18 protein-coding genes and 1 other RNA gene are annotated in these 18,618 nt (G+C 64.0%); 5 read left to right on the top strand and 14 right to left on the bottom strand.

Annotation, left to right across the window (positions count from 1 at the left end):
* Positions 1–183, top strand: a 183-nt coding sequence (locus OVO38_RS12055; protein WP_267208640.1) for a hypothetical protein, incomplete at its 5' end; no start/stop codon positions are given.
* A 158-nt stretch (positions 184–341) separates the two neighbouring features.
* Here OVO38_RS12055 and ssrA read toward each other — a convergent pair.
* From ssrA to OVO38_RS12015, 8 genes are all read right to left on the bottom strand, one after another.
* Positions 342–725, bottom strand: a transfer-messenger RNA (tmRNA) gene (ssrA, locus tag OVO38_RS12050).
* A gap of 70 nt (positions 726–795) precedes the next feature.
* On the bottom strand, positions 796–1,452 hold the full coding sequence (locus tag OVO38_RS12045) for an SDR family oxidoreductase (RefSeq protein WP_267208639.1): 657 nt from the start codon (positions 1,450–1,452) through the stop codon (positions 796–798).
* Positions 1,453–1,476: 24 nt separating this feature from the next.
* The gene (gene smpB / locus OVO38_RS12040; RefSeq protein ID WP_095536353.1) at positions 1,477–1,974 is read right to left on the bottom strand and encodes an SsrA-binding protein SmpB; all 498 of its coding nucleotides are present in this window, start codon (positions 1,972–1,974) and stop codon (positions 1,477–1,479) included.
* Between the two features lie 16 nt (positions 1,975–1,990).
* Positions 1,991–2,893 (bottom strand): permease-like cell division protein FtsX, encoded by a 903-nt coding sequence (gene ftsX, locus OVO38_RS12035; RefSeq protein ID WP_267208637.1) that lies wholly within the window; start codon positions 2,891–2,893, stop codon positions 1,991–1,993.
* 2 nt (positions 2,894–2,895) lie between these two features.
* Complete coding sequence (gene ftsE, locus OVO38_RS12030) at positions 2,896–3,588, bottom strand: cell division ATP-binding protein FtsE (protein WP_095278949.1); 693 nt, start codon at positions 3,586–3,588, stop codon at positions 2,896–2,898.
* Between the two features lie 128 nt (positions 3,589–3,716).
* The gene (locus OVO38_RS12025; RefSeq protein WP_267208635.1) at positions 3,717–5,090 is read right to left on the bottom strand and encodes an NAD-dependent succinate-semialdehyde dehydrogenase; all 1,374 of its coding nucleotides are present in this window, start codon (positions 5,088–5,090) and stop codon (positions 3,717–3,719) included.
* Positions 5,091–5,146: 56 nt separating this feature from the next.
* Entirely contained in the window at positions 5,147–6,373 is a 1,227-nt protein-coding gene (locus OVO38_RS12020) for an oxygenase MpaB family protein (RefSeq protein WP_267208634.1), read from the bottom strand.
* A gap of 37 nt (positions 6,374–6,410) precedes the next feature.
* Positions 6,411–7,790, bottom strand: a complete 1,380-nt coding sequence (locus OVO38_RS12015; RefSeq protein WP_240510616.1) for an oxygenase MpaB family protein — start codon at positions 7,788–7,790, stop codon at positions 6,411–6,413.
* A gap of 248 nt (positions 7,791–8,038) precedes the next feature.
* On the opposite strand from OVO38_RS12015, the gene OVO38_RS12010 reads away from it, so the two are divergent.
* Positions 8,039–9,172, top strand: a complete 1,134-nt coding sequence (locus OVO38_RS12010) for a PDR/VanB family oxidoreductase (RefSeq protein WP_267208632.1) — start codon at positions 8,039–8,041, stop codon at positions 9,170–9,172.
* A 65-nt stretch (positions 9,173–9,237) separates the two neighbouring features.
* Here OVO38_RS12010 and OVO38_RS12005 read toward each other — a convergent pair whose 3' ends face one another.
* The 5 genes from OVO38_RS12005 to OVO38_RS11985 all read right to left on the bottom strand — a co-directional run bounded on the left by OVO38_RS12005 (position 9,238) and on the right by OVO38_RS11985 (position 14,120).
* Positions 9,238–9,450, bottom strand: coding sequence for a hypothetical protein (locus tag OVO38_RS12005; protein ID WP_267208631.1), 213 nt, complete (start codon positions 9,448–9,450; stop codon positions 9,238–9,240).
* A 221-nt stretch (positions 9,451–9,671) separates the two neighbouring features.
* Positions 9,672–10,592: a DMT family transporter gene (locus OVO38_RS12000; RefSeq protein ID WP_267208630.1), complete on the bottom strand. Its 921-nt coding sequence runs from the start codon at positions 10,590–10,592 to the stop codon at positions 9,672–9,674.
* Positions 10,593–10,623: 31 nt separating this feature from the next.
* Positions 10,624–11,991: an acetyl-CoA carboxylase biotin carboxylase subunit gene (accC, locus tag OVO38_RS11995; protein ID WP_415528541.1), complete on the bottom strand. Its 1,368-nt coding sequence runs from the start codon at positions 11,989–11,991 to the stop codon at positions 10,624–10,626.
* A gap of 45 nt (positions 11,992–12,036) precedes the next feature.
* Positions 12,037–12,555 carry an acetyl-CoA carboxylase biotin carboxyl carrier protein gene (gene accB, locus OVO38_RS11990; RefSeq protein ID WP_095548571.1) on the bottom strand — a complete coding sequence of 173 codons (519 nt, stop codon included), beginning with the start codon at positions 12,553–12,555 and terminating at the stop codon, positions 12,037–12,039.
* Positions 12,556–12,557: 2 nt separating this feature from the next.
* Positions 12,558–14,120, bottom strand: a complete 1,563-nt coding sequence (locus OVO38_RS11985) for a pyruvate carboxylase (protein ID WP_095278942.1) — start codon at positions 14,118–14,120, stop codon at positions 12,558–12,560.
* 412 nt (positions 14,121–14,532) lie between these two features.
* Between OVO38_RS11985 and OVO38_RS11980 the strand changes: the two genes are divergently transcribed.
* Positions 14,533–15,849, top strand: coding sequence for an MFS transporter (locus tag OVO38_RS11980; protein ID WP_416358596.1), 1,317 nt, complete (start codon positions 14,533–14,535; stop codon positions 15,847–15,849).
* Between the two features lie 3 nt (positions 15,850–15,852).
* Here OVO38_RS11980 and prfB read toward each other — a convergent pair whose 3' ends face one another.
* A complete protein-coding gene (gene prfB / locus OVO38_RS11975) occupies positions 15,853–16,956 on the bottom strand; it encodes a peptide chain release factor 2 (protein WP_239216786.1) in 1,104 nt (367 codons plus the stop codon).
* Positions 16,957–17,036: 80 nt separating this feature from the next.
* Here prfB and OVO38_RS11970 point away from each other — a divergent pair, with 80 nt between their 5' ends.
* Together OVO38_RS11970 and hisN are read left to right on the top strand one after the other, a co-directional pair.
* On the top strand, positions 17,037–17,843 hold the full coding sequence (locus OVO38_RS11970) for an inositol monophosphatase family protein (RefSeq protein ID WP_267208627.1): 807 nt from the start codon (positions 17,037–17,039) through the stop codon (positions 17,841–17,843).
* The gene (gene hisN, locus OVO38_RS11965; RefSeq protein ID WP_267208626.1) at positions 17,836–18,618 is read left to right on the top strand and encodes a histidinol-phosphatase; all 783 of its coding nucleotides are present in this window, start codon (positions 17,836–17,838) and stop codon (positions 18,616–18,618) included. The genes OVO38_RS11970 and hisN overlap by 8 nt, the downstream gene beginning before the upstream one ends.

Raw genomic sequence — 18,618 nt, 5'->3', positions numbered from 1 at the left:
TACACACAAGGTAAACAAAAGTCAAAATCGAGGAAAACCTCAACCAAACTCAAGCAACCAAGCCCGCAACACTGTGAAATTATCTCGTTCCCTCCGAGCGACTCACTCGCTCTCGGCAACGAGGAAACACTTAACCACGAACAACACAAACACGCAAACCCCCAGCACACAACAGGTTTTTAGCAACCCAATGCTTGCGTTAACGCGAAACTTCTAGCGGTTGATTCTTCAGCGGTGATCCCTCACGTGGCGCGCGCAGGAATATCTCGAATTGAAAACTTTAGGTGAACTGGCAAAAAGAAACGCCCGCTGGCCATTGCAGACCAGCGGGCGTTCGCACTCGGTGGAGCCGCCGGGAATTGAACCCGGGTCCTTCATCACCGCGCCAGGGCTTCTCCGTGCGCAGTCCGCGCGCTACCTCTGCTCGGCCCTCCGGATCAGGCGGACATGTCCGGATGATGAGCCCAGTAAGTGTGAAGTGTCCCTCCCAAAGGCCCACTCACAAGCCCGGGAGGCGAGTCCCCTAAGTCGATGCCAGGTACCGGGTCGGGGACGTCCCCGGCCTGACAGACTCGCGGTCGCTAGCTCTTAGGCAGCGAGGGCGAAGTCACGCTGAGAGTTCTTCTCTGCGTTTATTGGTTGCTGCGACGCTTACGGTGGTCTCCAGCCTGCACCGGCACGCTTCCCCTGGCTAAGTCGATGAAGTCGAAACCTGAATCGACCCCTTGTCAACTACGGGAACCGTAGGAGAAGTAACTCTACCTCTCCCCCTCTTCAACTGCAAGCACCCGGCGCCTATTCCAGGCCGGTCGGCGTGATCCGGAGGAAGTCCACCACCGCATCGGGGCCGGCGTCGACGGCGAGGCGCGCGGCCTTGGCCACCGAGGTCGCCGCCATCTTCGGGGCATCACCGTGCTGCGGAGCTGCGATCATGTCCGTGTTCGTTCGCCCGGGGTGCAAGGAGGTGACGCGGATGGCGCCGGCTTCTTCCAGGCGCAGCGCGTCGGTGAAGCCGCGGAGCGCGAACTTTGACGCGCAGTACGCGGAGTTTTCGGGAACACCGAAGAAGCCGGCGCCTGAGTTGATGGTGAGGAGGAGTCCACGTGAGCGTCGTAAAGCGGGCAGCAATTCCCTGGTGAGGGTGATGGGCGCGTGGACATTGACCTCCATGGACTCCCGCCACTGCGCCTCGGTGAGCTCGGCGAAGGGGGCCTTGTGCAGCACGCCGGCCGCGTGGACGAGCACGTCGACTTGCTCGATGGCGCGGGCGGCGCGAATGAGCGCCTCGGTATCGGTAAGGTCCACCTCAAAGGGTTCTGCGCTTGGCAGCGCGCGGACTACCTCGGAGGCGTCGCGCGACGCGCCCGCGATGATGTGGTGGTCCTTGCCAAGCTCCTCGGCGATCGCACGGCCGATGCCGCGGGACGAGCCGGTAATCAGTGCAGTCTTCATGGGCACCACCGTAGCGTGAAGAGGCTAAGCCTTGATCCCCTTGAACTTGCGGCCCAGGTCGCGGGCGATCTCGCGATCCTCGGTGCGACGCTTAATCGCGCGACGCTTATCGTAGTCCTGCTTGCCCTGTCCCAGGCCGAGCTCCAGCTTCGCGCGGCCGTCCTTGAGGTACAGGGACAGCGGGATGAGGGTGCGGTTGCCGTCGCGAATCTTGCCCTCCAGCGAGTCGATCTCGCGGCGGTGCAGCAGCAGCTTGCGGGTGCGGCGCGGCGGGTGGTTGGTCCAGTGGCCGCGCGAGTATTCGGGGATGTGCATATTGCGTAGCCAGACCTCGCCGTTATCAATGGTGGCGAAGGCCTCGACCAGCGAGACCTTGCCCTCGCGCAAGGCCTTGATTTCCGTGCCGTAGAGCACGATGCCAGTCTCCCAGGTGTCCAAGATGGTGTAGTCATGCCGAGCTTTCCGGTTGGTCGCGAGGACACCGGTGTTGCTCAGCTTCTTCTTTTTACTCTTCTTGGCCATAGGAGCAACAAGTGTACTACTTACGCACGTAAGAACGAAGTGCCACCTGCGCCGCCACCGCGCCGACGACCATGGCGCCGAGCCCCACGAGCGGCATGACGGTCCACACGGCGGAGTCCGGCACGCGCGCGATCAGCGACGACGAGTACAGGTCGCCCAGCATCGGATCGACGATCGAGCGCTTTGCCACCCACGTGAGAATCGTTGCCAGCACCGCGCCCACGAACACGGAAATCAGCGCCTCCAGCACGAACGGCGCCTGCGTGAACCAGCGGGACGCGCCGACCATGCGCATGATGCCGATCTGGTCGCGGCGGTTGAACGCGGCGAGCTGCACCAAATTCACAATGAGGAAGATCGCCGCCAGCGCCTGCGCCGCGGCAACGGTGAAGGTCACGTTACGGAACGTATCCATCGTGCCGGCCGCCTCGCGCACCGTGTCCGCCTGGTCCGTCACGACGGTCACCTGCGGCATCGACGAGATCTTCTCAATCGGTGAGGTATCCGCCGGATCCGCCAGGCGCACGTGCAGCGCCGCCGGCAGCGCGTCCGGGGTCGTCTCGCGCACCAGGTCCGGCTCGGACTCCTCAAACAGCTCCTTGAACCGCTCGTACGACTGCTCGCGGGAGCGGAACGTCACTTGCTCTACCCCGCTGTCCCCCTGCAGCGCGTCGCGCACCTCCTTGCAGGCGTCGGACGAGCAGTCCTTGTCGTTCGCGGAGATGTCCTCGTCCAGCTCCACCATGACCTCGACGCGGTCCAGGTACAGGTCCTTCGTCTCGCTCGTCGCCTGCGAAATCAAGATGCCCGCCCCGACGAGCACCAGCGACAAGGCGGTCGTGATGATCAGGGCAATGGTCATGGTGACGTTGCGCCCCAGCCCGCGGAATCCTTCGCGGAAAATGAAATTCCAGTTCACAGCTATCCCCTCACGTTTCCGTACACGCCGTGCTCGTCGTCGCGCACGAGTCGGCCCAAATCGAGTTCCATCACGCGCTTGCGCATGTCGTTCACCGCGCGGGCGTTGTGCGTGGACATCACCACGGTGGTCCCCATCCGGTTGATGCGCGAGAGCAGCGCCAGGATCCCATCGGCGGTCGCAGGGTCGAGGTTGCCCGTGGGCTCGTCGGCAAGCATGAGCGCAGGCTTATCGACGAAAGCGCGCGCAATCGCCACACGCTGCTGCTCACCGCCAGACAGCTCGTGCGGCATGCGGTTCGCCTTGGCATCCAAACCGACTAGCTCGAGCGCCTCCGGCACCAGCTTTTTGATGCGCTCCTTCGATTTGCCAATCACCTCCAGCGCGAACGCGACGTTGTCGTACACGCTGAGCTTGGGCAGCAGCCGGAAGTCCTGGAAGACGTAGCCGATGGACTGGCGCAGCTTGTTCACCTCTTTGCCGCGCAGCTCGTTGACGTGGAAGTCGTTGAAATAGATGTCTCCGGAAGAGACGTTCTCCTCCCGGATCATCAGCTGCAGGAAGGTGGATTTACCGGAGCCGGACGGGCCGATGAGGAAGACGAAGTCCCCGTCTCCGATCGTGAACGACACGTCGTCCAGCGCAGGCCGGGTCGACGTGGGGTAAACCTTGGTGACGTTGGAGAATTTGATCACCGGACCGACTTTACCTGTTACCGGTGTGACAGGTGAAGCCCCAGACCGCGCTTGCGCTGCGCAATCTGGGGCTTCACCCTCGCCCCGCGCGCCGCCTGCGAGCGACAACGCGCGAGTCTGTGAACTTGTTAGTCGTTCACGTAGAGGTACTGCTTGTTCACGAACTCATCGAGCGCGAACACGGACAGCTCGCGGCCGAAGCCGGAGCGCTTCACGCCACCGAACGGCAGCACGGCGGAAAAGTACTGCCCGAGGTTGACGTGGATCATGCCAGTGTCGATCTGGTCCGCGACCTTGATCGCACGGTCGGTGTCCTCGGAGAACACTGCGCCACCCAGGCCCTGGCGGGAGTTGTTGGCCAGCGCCACCGCTTCCTCCTCGGACGAGACCTTGTAGATCTCAGCGACCGGGCCGAAGAACTCCTCGTAGTACTCATCAGAGCCGACCGGGAGGTCGGTGAGCACTGCCGGGGAGTAGTACGCGGTGGTGTCGTCCAGCTCGCCGCCGGTGCGCAGCGTCGCACCCGCCTTGACGGCGCGCTTGACCTGGTCGTCCAGCAGCTCCGCGGCGTTGCGGGAGGACATCGGGTAGTACTCGTTCTCGCCCGGGTTGGACGGGTCGCCCTTCTTGTAAGACTCTGCGATCTTCACCATCTCGTCGACGAACTCGTCGTAGATGTCCTCCATGACGATGATGCGCTTGTTGGAGGTACACACCTGGCCCGCGTTCTGCACGCGCTTCGCCCACGCATCCTGCGCGGCAGTCTTGATGTCGGCGGAGTCCAGGATGACGTACGGGTCGGTACCGCCAAGCTCCAGGACGACCTTCTTCAGGTTCTTGCCCGCGGTCTCCGCGACCTTCGCGCCGGCACGCTCGGAACCAGTCAGGGAAACACCCTGGACGCGCGGGTCCGCGATGATGGTCTCGATCTGGTCGTGGGAGGCGTACACGTTGGTAAACACGCCGTCCGGCAGGCCCGCCTCCTTGAGGATCGCCTCAAACGCCGCGGCGGACTTCGGGGTGATCTCTGCGTGCTTGAGCAGGATGCAGTTACCGTTCATCAGGTTCGGGCCGGCGAAGCGAGCCACCTGGTAGATCGGGAAGTTCCACGGCATGATGCCAAGCAGGATGCCCAGCGGGAGGCGGCGGACTACTGCCTTGCCGCCCGGGACGTCGACTTTTTGGTCAGCGCAGTGCTCGGCCGCGTGGTCGGCGTAGAACTGCAGGATGTCGCCGGAGAAGTCGGCCTCCCACTCGCCTTCCGGCACCGACTTGCCCATCTCCTCAGCCATGATCTTGGCCAGCTCGTTCTTCCGTTCCTTGAGCAGCTGCGCAGCCTTGCCGACGATCGCCGCACGCTCCTCGTACGACGTGTGACGCCAGGACTGGAACGCCTCGTCGGACTTGGCCAGGATCTCCTGCACCTGCTCGTCCGTGGGGTGATCGAACGTCTCGACGACCTCGTTGGTCATCGGGTTCTGTACGCGGTACGGGTTAGACATCGTGTCCTATTTTCCTCTCGTAGATTACTTTCTCGTGCTGTTTGTGAACTCTACCACTACGCGCCGGGCCTGTAAGCCCCGTCGCTCATTTTCACGCCTTCGTCCTGGGACATGTAGGAGGTTTCCTGCGTGAGGGCGTCGAGAAGCGCCTGGTGGTTCTGCGCAACTTCCTTCTCCAGCGCTTCGGGGTTCGCGCGCAGCAGGTCGAATCGTTGCTGCACCAGCGGCAGGTCGAGCTCGACGAACGGGCGGGAAACGGGCTGCGGGACGTTGAACTGGTCCGCAATCTCATCGCCGTGCATGAGTCGGGTCGCGGTGTACATCCAGTCATCGATGGACTCGTCCGGGAACGGCAGCATGGCCTTGACGTTGGTGCGGAAGCCGTTAAAGAGCGCGTCGATGAGGGCGCGGGACGCATCGTTCGGCTCGCCGTCGACGGCGTGGATCGCGTCGATCGTTGCCTGGGAGGCGTCGATGTCCGTCTCATTGTCCAGCAGGTCGGTCGGAATGCCGAGCATGATGCCCACGACTTTCCACAGGTAGAACAGGTCCTGCTCCTCCTCCACCGTCAGCCTGTAACCCAGGTTCCGCAGATACGTAAACGCGATGTAGGTGAAGTCGAACCAGGTGCGGAGCATGTCGAACTCGCTGATCGGGCGGCCCCACTCCGCGTAGTCCAGCCCCAGCTGGCCCTGCACCCGGCGGACGTGGGCGTGCATGGCGCGCACCATGCCGGTGTGGACGAAGCTGACGTTGCCCGGCTTCAGCCCGTCCTTCAGGTAGACGGAGTAGATCCAGTTGGTGGTGTACGCCAGGCGGTGCACGGCGCCCTCCGTGAGCTCGCCGGTGTTCACCAGGACGTTTGCAATCGACGGGGTGATGTAGGTGTGGATCAGCGCGCCCGGCCCGAGCGACAGGTTCTGCGCAAGCACCGGGATCGCCAGCGCCGCCTGCTGTCCGCGCTCGAGGCGCTCCCAGTCGACGCCGTCGAGGGCCGCGTTCATGTCGTCGATAAGCGCCTTGACCTCGGGCAGCGTGGAATCGGTCGCCTCGCCGCGCGCGAGTGCCTCGCGCAGGTTCGGCATGATCTCCTTGCTCTTGTGGCCGCTGGTAAACAGCGCATCCGCAATGGGATCGCTCGCCCAAAACGCCTGCTCAAAGCGCTGCGCGCGGGCTTCGCCGAACTTTGCAGCGAAAGCGTCACGGTCGCCGCGCGCCGACGGCCACTCGGAGCGGTCGTAGTGGTCCTGCGCGAGCGGGTTCTCAGTAAAAGTCTGGGTCATGATGGGTCTCCTTGTAGTTGGGGGTGGCAGCGCGGGGTTAGCGCAGGCCTTCCTTGGATGTGTCGTGCAGCTTGTACTCGGCCTTGACGTCCGGGGCCTTCTCGGCCACGTAGTCCTCGATCTGCTGGAAAACGTCAGACCACGGCGGCTTGCCCTCTCCGGCCTTCTTGGCCTTCTTGGCCTGCGCACCCGGCAGCTTGTCCAGCAGGCGGTAGATGACCGCCTCGGACTTCGCCTTGAGCAGGAATGCGATCTTCCAGTGCAGGTACGGGGTCCCTTCGAAGCGCGACCCCTTGACCATGAACTTCGTGTCCTCGTCGCCGATGATCAGCGACAGCGCGCCGAGCACCTGCCCCGGCATCTTCGGATCAAGGTCTTCCAGAATGCCCATGAGCGCGGTGGCGACGCGCACGTGGTAATCGGAGGAGTAGCCGCCGTTGGCGTAGATGAAGTCGGTCATCTTGCGCATCTCGTCGCCCGTCTTCGGGATCAGACGCTCCTCGGCGCCCATGAGGTGCAGGACCCACGCCCAGTACATGGCGACGTCGTCCCACTCCTCGCCCGTGTGTGGGCGCCCGAAGAACTCGTCAACCCCGATCGGCATGAGGGCGAACCAGCCTTCGCCGGAGACGAGGAAGGAGGAGCCGATCGGGCGACCGAACTCGTTGTAGTGCTCGGGACCCCACAGCTTTTCCAGGCCTCGGTTTGCCTGCGCGTGCAGCAGGCGCACGCGCACCGCTGCTTTGAGGCCGTCGCTGTAGCGGTCGAACACGCCCTTCTTGCCCAGGTCAACGAAGAACTTCACCGTCTCGATGATGCGAGTGAAGGACTCGATCTCAAACATCGCTGTCTCGCCCGTCGCCGCGGAAGTGCGGTCCTCCATCGTGGTGGCCCAGTAGGCGAATCCGATGGAGAGCAGCTCTGCCGACGGCGTCACGTTGTAGTAGGCGATGCGGCCACGCTCCGCGGCCTCAAGGTCGATCCACTCCGGGATGTTGTCTACCTCGGCGAAGAACTCCACGAGCTCCGGCGACGGGTCGGCCACCGTGTCGATTCCGCTGTTGAGCGCCTGCTCGAAGTCCGCGCGGGACTTCTCGGCGCCATCGCGCTTGAACGCCTCGGCCAGCTTCGAGCCGGTCTCGTCGGTCTGCCACATGTGGTCATCCAGCAGCTTGGTCTGGAAACTGTCGTAGCCCTCCCAGGTGTCGGCCACCGTGTGCCACCGGTCAAAGAGGTTGTGGCGCAGCTTCGACCAGCCGGGGCGCTTCACGCGACGCTTCGGCGCCGGCCGCAGCGGCATCCCGTCGCGGTAGAAGTAGCGGAAGTCCTCGTAAGGATTGTCCGACATGGGGAGAATCTCCGGGCGCACCGGATTTTGATACTGATGCTCCTCGCGGACATCTGTGCTGGCAGTCATCGTCATCCCGTTTCTCTGCACTTTTGCGCCGCCCCTCACGGGCGGCTGGGTTGGTTCGCTTGCCGCAAATAGAGTGATAGTAACCGCCTTCCACCCGCGCATGTTACCTATCCGATAGTCATGCAGTGGTGTATTGCCGGTCACTTTTTGCGTGGTTTTATACTATCCATTACAGAACGGGCCCGGCAACCAATTTGGCGCCCTTTTTGGATTACACATTTTCTATTCGCTTTTCGACGGAGTCCACCATGGGAAACGACACTGGCATCGGCAGATTTACAGCGTTTTTTGGAGGAAAAAAGAAGAAAGCAGACCCAAACGCAGCCGACCGAGAAGCCGCACTGGAATCCCGGCGCGCCACGAAGACGGAACGACGCGGTAGCGGAGACATCATCGAACTCACCGTCACCGGTGTCGAGCGGGCACACGGCATCGCGCTCATCACGTTTGAAACGCAGGACGGCGCCCCACTTCCCGGCTACGAGCCGGGCTGCCACGCCGACTTCCTCCTCCGCACCCCCGATGGCGAGGAACTTGTGCGCCAATTCTCCCTCTTCCCCACCCACTACCTGGGTGACAAGGAGGGCGCCTACGGCATTGAGGTCAAGCGCGAAGCCGGTTCCAAGGGCGGCTCTGCGGCAATCCACCGCATCGAGGTCGGCGACCCCCTCCGCATCCGCCCACCCCGCAACAATTTCCCCCTGGCCAAAGACGCGAAGCGGTCTGTGCTCGTCGGTGCCGGGGTGGGCATCGCCCCAATCTTCTCGCTGGCACGAGAACTCCAGATCCAACACGCCGACTACTCGGTGCTGTATTTCGCTTCAAGCGAGGAACGCGCGCTGATGCGCCACCTCATCGACACCTATCTGCACGGCCAGACCAAGAGCATCTTCGCTTCGGTCGAGCGCGACAAGCAGGCCGGCTACATCGAGGAAGCACTCGCGGCTTCAGCGGTTCCTGCGGAGGACACGCACTTGTATGTCTGTGGACCCCACGGCTTCATGGACGGCGTTATCGAAACTGCGTTGGCCTCACTCCCCCAGGACAACATCCACTTCGAGACCTACCGCCCCACCAAGGAAACGCTCGCCGGGAACCACGACGCCGACGGCGCTTTCGACGTCATTTTCAACGGCGAGACCTACCACATCCCCGAGGGAGAATCCGTCCTCGACGTCTTCGAGGACGAGGACGTGCCCATCCTGTCCCAGTGCGCGGAAGGCACGTGCGGCACCTGCGTGATGCGAGTGATCGACGGCATCCCCGACCACCGCGACAGCGTGTTCACCGAAGAGCGCCACGAGAAGGGCGCATTCACCACCTGCGTGTCACGCTCGCTCTCCCCCACGCTCACGCTCGAGCGCTGGCGACAGACCCCATAAACAAACCTGAGAAAACTGCGCAATGCGCAGTTTTCTCAGGTTCTAGGCGGCGAGCCGTTCTTCAGCTACAGGAACTGCTGGAGCTCCTTGCCGTCCTTGCAGGCTTGGATTGCCTCTGCATTGTTGGCCCCGGCAATTATCTCTGCTTCCGAGGAGCCAAAGGCCTGACCCAGATCAGCAGATGTACGAATAACACCCACGTTTTCCTCGGTCAAGATCTCGAAATCCTTTACCCATTTGACGTTGGAGCGGTCCCAACGCCCGCTTTTGACCTTCACGTCCCCGCTCAAAGGGATACGACACACAGAGCCAGACCGTTCCATCGTGTTCGATGCAGCGTCTGCGGGCGGCGCCGGGGACATTGTGGCGGCGAGCGCCGCAGCAACAAGATTTTTCGCAGAAGAATCCCTCTCGCGTGACAGTGAATTACCCGAGATACAAATAAACACTGCATGTGAGCTTGACGGACGGGATGTCGCCGGTGCGTTCGGGGGAATCTTTAGAGCAGTCGAACCATTGCTACGCCGACGAGCACGACCGCCAAGCCGGTGAGCCGGAATGGCGACGGCAACCCCTTTGTGCCTCCCCCAATGCCGAGCGACTCGAGCACCTGACCACAGATGATCATGCCAACCAGCGAGCCGATGACGGTAGTGCCGGCGCCCAAGAGAGGCGACAAACTCGCGCCGCCAAAGACAAAGAGGGCGCCCAGCACTCCCCCGAGCCACATCCACCACGGCCCCGGGGCGACGCCTGAAGCTACGGCGCGACGAGGCGCGGGAATCAGGAGGACCATGGCGAAAAGCAGGATGAGGCCGACGGCGAGCGAGATCTGCCCGGCCTGGATCGGGCTGTGCAGCGCCTTGCCCAGGTAGCCGTTGACCGCGGTTTGGGTCGCAGAGCCCATGCCCATGAGGACGCCGAAGCCGCGCAGCAACCAGGCGCGGAGCCCCCGGGCGGTGCCGCGCAGCGGGACTCCGCGCCCGATCTCCAGGACCATCGCGATGCCGAAAAGCACGAGCAGCGCGCCCAGGAGCCTGAGTGGTCCGACGGGGGTTTGGGGGTAGCGGAAGAGCCCGGTGGCGTCGATAAGCAGCCCCATGAGCACTTGCCCCAGGATGGGAAGGATGGTGGTTTGGACGGCGCCGAGCTCCGGAAAGAGCACGATGTTGCCGGCGATGAACATCACGCCCATAAAGCCACCGAGCCACACCCACCACGGCTCAGACGCGACGAGCGCCAGGTCCGGGACCAGGGTGCGTGTGGCGAAAAGCGCGATGACGCAGGACGCGGCAACTGCAAGGATGAACGAGAGGAATGTTGCGCCGATCGGCGATCCTACGCTTTGCCGAAGCCGAGTATTAATCGCGGTTTGCACGGGGACGATCGCCCCGACCATCATGGCCACGACGACCAACATTCTGTGTCCTCCTTACAGGTGCTGCGGGGTGTTACTCCTCAGTGGGGATCTCGTTGACCGACTCGAGGACCTTCGCCACGTAGCCGGTGTTGATGTCACCGCTGCGGAACTGCTCGCTGTTGAGCAGGTAGGCCTGGAACGGGCCGGTGGTGACAACGCCGTCGACGGTCAGCTCGTCGAGGGCGCGCAGAGTGCGCTCGATCGCTGCGTCGCGGTCCTCCGCCCAGCAGATGAGCTTGCCCACCATCGAGTCGTAGAACGGCGGGATGGTGTACCCGGACTCGATGTGCGTGTCCATGCGCACCCCGAACCCGCCCGGCGCTCGGTAGTTCTCGATCTTGCCCGGGCGCGGCGCGAAGTTCTCATTCGGGTCCTCCGCGTTGATGCGGCACTCGATGGCGTGTCCGCGGATCTGCACATCGTCCTGGGTCAGGCGCAGCTTCTGCCCGGAGGCGATGCGCAGCTGCTCCTGGATGAGGTCGACGCCGGTGATCATCTCGGTGACCGGGTGCTCCACCTGGATGCGGGTGTTCATCTCGATGAAGTAGTACTTGCGCTCGATGTTGTCGAACACGAACTCCACCGTTCCGGCGTTCTTGTAGCCGACCTCCTTGCAGAGGTTGATCGCGGCTTCCTGGAGGCCGGCGCGGAGCTCGTCGTCGATCGCGGGCGACGGGGCCTCCTCGATGAGCTTCTGGTTTCGGCGCTGCGAGGTGCAGTCGCGCTCGCCGAGCGCAATCGCGTTCTCTCCGTCCGCAAGCACCTGAATCTCGATGTGGCGGATGTCCGTGAGGAAGCGCTCGATGTAGACCGACGAGTCGTTGAACGCGGACTGGGCCTCGTTCATGATCTCGTTGAGGTCTTTCTCCAGCGTGTCCTCAGACTCCACCACGCGCATGCCTCGGCCACCGCCGCCGGCCGCCGCCTTGATCAGCAGCGGGAAGCCGGTCTGCTTGGCCACCTCGAGCGCTTCGTCGAACTCGGTCACGACGCCGTCGGAGCCGGGTACCGTCGGCACGCCCGCGCTCTGCGCGATACGCTTCGCCTCAATCTTGTCGCCCATCCGGCGGATGTGCTCGGACGACGGGCCGACGAAGCCGATCTCCTCGTCCTCGACCATCTTGACAAAGTCGGCCTTCTCGGAGAGGAAGCCGTAGCCGGGGTGGATCGCGTCAACTTTGTAGGCCATTGCGGCGGAGACGACGAGCTCCGGGCTGTTGTAGCTCTTGGCGGCGTTCGCCGGGCCGATACACACGGCCTTGTCCGCTTCCTTCACAGGAAGCGAGTCGCGGTCGCCCTCGGAATATGCCAAGACGCTCTTGATACCGAGCTCCTTGCAGGCACGGATGATGCGAAGTGCGATCTCACCGCGGTTGGCAATGAGTACGCTCCCCAACAACTCAGACATTGGGACTCCTCACCTTTCTAGGGGTTGTGGGTGTGCTTACTTGGGCTCGATGATCATGATGGTCTGGCCGTGCTCGACAGCCTCCTCGTTCTCCACAAGGATCTGCTTGACGGTGCCGGCGACCTTCGCCTCGATGTTGTTCATCAGCTTCATCACCTCGACGATGCACAGCACCTGGCCGACCTCAACCTCGTCGCCAACCTTCACAAACGGGTCAGCGCCAGGCTTCGGAGCCGCGTAGTAGGTGCCCACCATCGGCGCGGTGATCTCGACGCCGTCGGCCGGGGCCTCGGACGCAGCCGGTGTCGGAGCGGGTTCCGGAGCCTTCGGTGCGGGCGTTTCCTCCACGGCGGGTGCAGCCGGTGCAGCCGGTACAGCCTCGGGCGCTGCCGGCGCCGGAGCAGGGGCAGCCTTGAGGTGGCTCAGCCCGCCGGGGGTCTTGGAAAGGGCGAGCTCGATGTCTCCGTACTTGATGCTCAGCTCTTCGATGTCGCCGGACTGGTTGACCCAATCCAGGAGGGACTTCAGCTCGTTGAAGTTGGTGGTCTCAGACATGGTTACTTGTCTCCTTTTTTGGTGAGGTTGATTTCGAGGTCGTCGGTCTTGAGGTGGAACTCGCCTGAATTAGTGGTGTCGTAGATCTTTTGGACCAGCTTGGTCAGCTCGCCGCCAGGCACGCCTTCGCCCTGGCCGGCGCGCCCCTCGGCGACGAAGCGCTTCATCTCGTCCACGTTGTTGCCGGGGATGTTCGCGCGCAGCAGGATCGTGTCGATGTCGTCGTCCGGGTACTGCTCCTTGAGCGCGGGAAGTGCCGGCTCCAGCTTTGGACGGCCTTCCTTGATCTCGGCCGAGCCGTTCGCCTTAATCTTCTCCAGCGCATCCGGGTCGATCGGCGCGAGCGGCTCGCCGTAGTGGCCGAGTGCGTACTTCTTGATCTCGTTAGGCACCACGGAGTAGCGCTCGCCGGAGATCACGTTCATCACGGCCTGGGTTCCCACGAACTGCGCAAACGGAGTAATCATGATCGGGAACGCGAGCTCCTCGCGCACGCGCGCGGTCTCGTAGAGCAGGTCCTCGAAGCGGTCGGACAGCCCGGCGGTCTCCAGCTGGGACTCAAAATTGGTGAGCATGCCGCCCGGCAGCTGGTGCATGTAGTGGACGCCGTCGAAGGCACGGGGCTTGCCGACGGGCTTGTCCTCCCTGTCAGCGATCTCCTGGATCTTCTTACTCACGTTGTCCACGCGTTCGTCGTCAATGTTGATTGTGTAGCCGAGCGCGCGCAGGTCACGGGCGAGCGCCTGGGTCGCGGGCTGGCCCTGGCCGTTGGCCAACGGCGCGGTCGAGGTGTGGATGGAGTCCACTCCGAGCTCAGCGGCGTAGATGTAGGTCAGTGGCGACAGACCGGTAAGCGAGTGGGTGTGGACCTCCAGCGGTAGGTCGTTCCCAATCGCGCCGCGGATCGCCGGGATCAGCGTCTTCATCCGGTCCGGGGTGAGCAGGCCACCGGCATCCTTGAGCATGATGCGGTCGACGTCGGTGCGCTCCACCAACTCCTGGGCCTTGTCAATGTAGAGCTGGTCGGTATGCACGGGGCTGAGGCAGTAGGACAGACACCCGTAAGTCTCCGCGCCGAGCTCCTTAGCCAGGATCAGCGTGTCGGCGATGTTGTCGATGTCATTGAGGCCATCGAACGCGCCGATGACGCGGAAACCGTTGGCGTACAGGCGCTCGACCCACGCGTGGATGACGTCGTCGGGCAAGAAGTCGAACGACGCGAGGTTGCGGGAACGCACCATGGCGCGGAACTTGGTACCCGGCGCCGCGTTCTCGTGGACCAGGCGAACACGCTCCCAGGGGTCCTCCCTGAGGTAGCGCACGGGCACGTCGAACTGGATCGGCGCGACGAGGTCCACGTGCTCGAAGCCCGCGTTGGTGATGTCGTCGAGCATCTCCAGCATGTGCTCGGTGCGCATGCGCGTCGCCCAGATGGACTGGTGGGCGTCGCGAAGCGTGGTGTCGATGATCTTGATCTCGCGCTCGCTGTTCGCAGGGCGACCACCCGCGGCGAGAATCTCGGCGAGACTTTCTGTGCTGAGTTCCTCTGGTTTGAGAGCAACCATATTTTCCTCCTTAAAAACACCAGAATCGGGACTGCCTTTGAACTTTGGCCCGCTCAAGACGTGTGTTTCCGGTGCGCTCATTGTAAGCACTTCAAAGTGTGATGTGCGACGAGTTTTTCGGAATATCGCATATATCCCACTATTTCCCGTAGTGAAGCCCTAAGTCACTTCCCCCGAAAGTGGTGCGTAATATGCACGCGGGTTCGCTATGCGCACATTTGCACGCCAACGGCGACACCCCGCCCACGCCCCTTACCTGGACAAACGCACCGCTTGTGATTCGGAATACAAATTCTTTTCAGTGAGACCCAGGTTCCCCACCCCTAATGAGTGACCTGGATTATAGTTTCTGCTCACACCCATCCACCCCACAGACTAGGGAGGCCTCGTGTCAACCACCCAGACCCAGCCCGTGGCACCGGAGCACCATCCGGACCACGAGTACCCCGCAGACCGAAAGTCGCTCGGCGCCAGCCTCATCGGCCAAGTCCTCGAGTGGTTCGAGTGGAGCTCCTACGCCGTCTTCGCCCCGTTCATCGCGGCGGCGATGTTCCACAAAGCGGACCAGACCTCCGCCCTGCTGGCCACCTTCGGCGTCTTTGCCGTCGGCTTCCTCGTCCGCCCACTCGGCGGCATCGTCTTCGGGCACATCGCGGACCAGAAGGGCCGGAAGGCCGTACTCATGATCACCATCATCATGATGGCGGTCGCATCTGTGCTCATCGGCTTCCTCCCGTCCTACGACACCATCGGTATCTGGGCGTCGGTCGGCCTGCTCCTCATTCGCGTCGCCCAGGGCTTCGCCCACGGCGGCGAGTCCGCGGCCGCCAACAGCTACATCCCCGAGATCGCCCCGCCGTCCAAGCGCGGCAAGTGGGGGTCGCTGGTCTACGTCTCCATCTTCGGCGGCTCCGTGATTGCTTACGTCATCGGCGGCTGCATCTCACTCGTGCTCAGCGACGAGCAGATCGGCGCCTGGGGCTGGCGCATCCCCTTCTGGATCAGCGCCCTGGCTGCCATCTTCGCCCTGTACATGCGCCGCCACATGAAGGAGTCCGACCACTTCACCGAACTCGACGAGGCAGTGGCCAACGAGGACGACGACCGTCGCGCACACGAGGCAGTGGAACAGCGCGTCAACCACCGCCCCGTCGTGGTCAACGTCCTCCTGGTCATCGGCATGGTCTCCGGCGTGACCGCCGCCCACTACACCTGGACCTCGTACGTCTCCACCTACGCCATCGCGCAGCAGGGCATGTCCACGCAGGGCGCCTACTGGGTCACCGTGGTGGCGCAGGCGATCGGCCTGATCGCCCTGCCGATGTGGGGCTCGCTGTCCGACAAGATCGGCCGCAAGCCCGTCATGTACACCTTCGCCATCCTGTTGGCCCTCCTGCAACTGCCGCTCATGGGCCTTATCGACGCCCGCCCGTGGACCCTCCTCGTCGCGTCCACCCTCGCGATCATTGCCGTTGCCGCCGGCGGCGCGCTGCTCGCCCCGGTCATGTCGGAGGTCTTCCCCACCGACCAGCGCACGCGCAGCATCGGTCTCGCCTACTCCATCTCGGTGGCAGTGTTCGGCGGCACCGCGCCCTACATCTTCCAGTGGTTCGTGGCCCACGACCTGTCGTGGGCGTCCGGCACCTACGTGATCGCGATGTGCATCCTGACGCTGATCAGCATGTACATCTTGCCGGAGACGAAGGGCATCGACCTCCGCCACGCGTAGGAGCTACTCCTCGCCCTGCTCCTGTGCCTTGCGCCACCGGATGCCGGCCTCGAGGAAGCCATCGAGGTCCCCATCCAGCACCTTCTGCGGGTCTCCGACCTCGTAGTTGGTGCGCAGGTCTTTCACCATCTGGTACGGGTGCAACACGTAGGAGCGCATCTGGTTGCCCCACGACGCGTTGCCGCCCGCGCCCAGCGCATCCAGCTCCGCCTTCTCTTCCTGCCGCTTCTTTTCCAGCAGCTTGGACTGCAAGACGTTGAGCGCCGAGGCCTTGTTCTGAATCTGGGACTTCTCGTTCTGACAGGTCACCACGATCCCGGTGGGGATGTGGGTGATGCGCACCGCCGAGTCGGTGGTATTCACGCTCTGCCCGCCGGGACCGGAGGAACGGTACACGTCGACCCTGATGTCCGAGTCAGGGATGTCAATGTGGTCGGTCCGCTCCACCACCGGCAGGACCTCGACCTCCGCAAACGAGGTCTGGCGGCGCCCCTGATTGTCAAAGGGGCTGATGCGCACGAGACGGTGCGCCCCCTGCTCGACGGAGAGCTGACCGTACATGTAATCGCCGTGGACGGCGAAGGTGGCCGACTTGATGCCCGCCTCCTCCGCGTAAGAAATGTCGTAGACGTCTACCTTGTGGCCATTCTTCTCCGCCCAGCGGACGTACATGCGCATGAGCATCTCCGCCCAGTCCGCAGCGTCCACGCCGCCCGCGCCCGAGCGGATGTTCACCACGGCCTCGCGCGCGTCGTACTCGCCCGAGAGCATGGTCTGCACCTCGAGCGATTCCACTCGCGCCTCCACGTCCTCCAGCTCCTCCGCGGCCATGGAGGGGTCCCCCTCTTCTTCCGCGAGTTCGACCATGACCGGGAGGTCGTCGATACGCGTGCGCAGCGACGTCACCTTGCGCAGGCGCGCCTGCACGTTGGAGAGCTCCGAGGTGACCTGCTGCGCGTGCGACGGGTCGTCCCACAGCGAGGGGTCGGCGGCCTGCTGCTCGAGCTCGCGGATGCGCACGCCCATCTCCTCGAGGTCCATCACCTTTTCAATGGTGGTGAGCTTCGAGTCGAGGTCGGCGATGCGCGTCTGAGTCTCCGGTTGCATAAGAGCGCAGTCTAGTCGAGGAGCAATGCGGCAGCCCCGGTCCCCCGCGCCAAACCGCGATGCCGTGGATAATGGGCCGCATGACATCCACCGCACAGTTCATTGAGGCCCACCGCAATTCCGACGACGCCGCGCTCGCCGCCGCCCTGGTCAAGCACGCAGGCCAGCTCGCGCTGCGCATGCGCGAGGAAGGGCTGACCACCGACTACAAGACGTCCGTGTCCGACGTGGTCACTGAGGCCGACCGCGCCGCGGAGGCGTTCGTTGCCGACGCGCTTGCCGCGCTGCGTGCCGACGACGGCGTGGTCGGAGAAGAGGGCGCGGCCCGCGACTCCGCAACCGGCCGCACCTGGGTCGTCGACCCGGTCGACGGCACCTACAACTTCTCGCAGGGCTCCGACTACTTCTGCTCTGCCATCGCGCTCACGGAGGCAGCGGACACGGAACGGGTGCGCCTCGGCGCCGTGCACCGGCCCGCTACGGACACGACGTGGCTGGCCAACCAGGGCGTGCTGACGGTAAACGGGGAGCGTGCGGAGGGGTTGGCGGGGGCGTCGATAAGCGAGAAAGCCCTGGCCACGTACCTGCACCCCACGTACATGCGCGAGGACGCCGTGCGCGACGTGTGGCTGCGCGCGGTGCGCGACGCGGCGACGATCCGGATGTGGGGCGCCGGCTCGATTGACCTGGCCACCGTGGCCGCGGGGCAGATCGGCGGGTGGCTGCAGCACTCCGTGGCGGATTGGGATTGGCTGCCCGGCAAGGCGCTGGTGGAGGCGGCGGGCGGCGTGGCCCGCAAGGTGGATGCCGGCGGAGTGACATGGTGCGTGGCGGGAAACGCCCAGATTGTGCAGGACATCACTACTAGACTTGCCGGGCATGAGTAATTTCGCCGACGACCTCGCCCTCGCCCTCGAACTGGCCGACGCGGCCGACGCGCTCACGCTCGCGCGCTTCGAAGCCTCTGACCTGCGGGTGGAGTCCAAACCGGACATGACACCCGTCTCCGACGCGGACCTCGCCGTCGAGGAGGCGCTCCGAGCGGAGCTTGCGGAGTCGCGGCCGGCGGACGCGGTGCTTGGCGAGGAGTTCGGCGGTGAGGTGGCGTTCGAGGGCCGCCAGTGGGTCATCGACCCGATCGACGGGACGAAGAACTTCGTCCGCGGCGTGCCCGTGTGGGCAACCCTCATTTCGCTGCTTGTGGACGGCGAACCGGTCGTCGGCGTCGTTTCCGCCCCCGCCCTGACCCGCCGCTGGTACGCGTCGACCGGCGGCGGCGCCTGGCGCACGTTCAACGGCGGCGAGCTCACGCGACTCAAAGTCTCCGGGGTGCGCTCGCTTGCCGACGCCTCCCTCGCCATGTCCTCCCTCGCCGGTTGGCGTGATCGCGGCCTGCTGGAGAAGTTCATCGGCCTGACGGAGCAGACCTGGCGCCTGCGCGGCTACGGCGACTTTCTCAACTACTGCTTCGTCGCGGAGGGCGCGGTGGACATCGCCGCCGAACCGGAGGTCTCCCTCTGGGACCTCGCCGCCCTGTCGGTGCTGGTCACGGAGGCCGGCGGGCAGTTTACTTCTCTGTCCGGCGAGGACGGCCCGCACGGCGGCGACGCGCTGGCCAGCAACGGCGCGCTCCACGGCGCAGCGCTCTCGGCCCTGCGCTAG

This window comes from Corynebacterium sp. Marseille-P8863 (assembly GCF_946902955.1).
GTDB classification, from domain to species: domain Bacteria; phylum Actinomycetota; class Actinomycetes; order Mycobacteriales; family Mycobacteriaceae; genus Corynebacterium; species Corynebacterium gottingense.
This window is presented reverse-complemented; position numbering and strand designations above follow the sequence as displayed.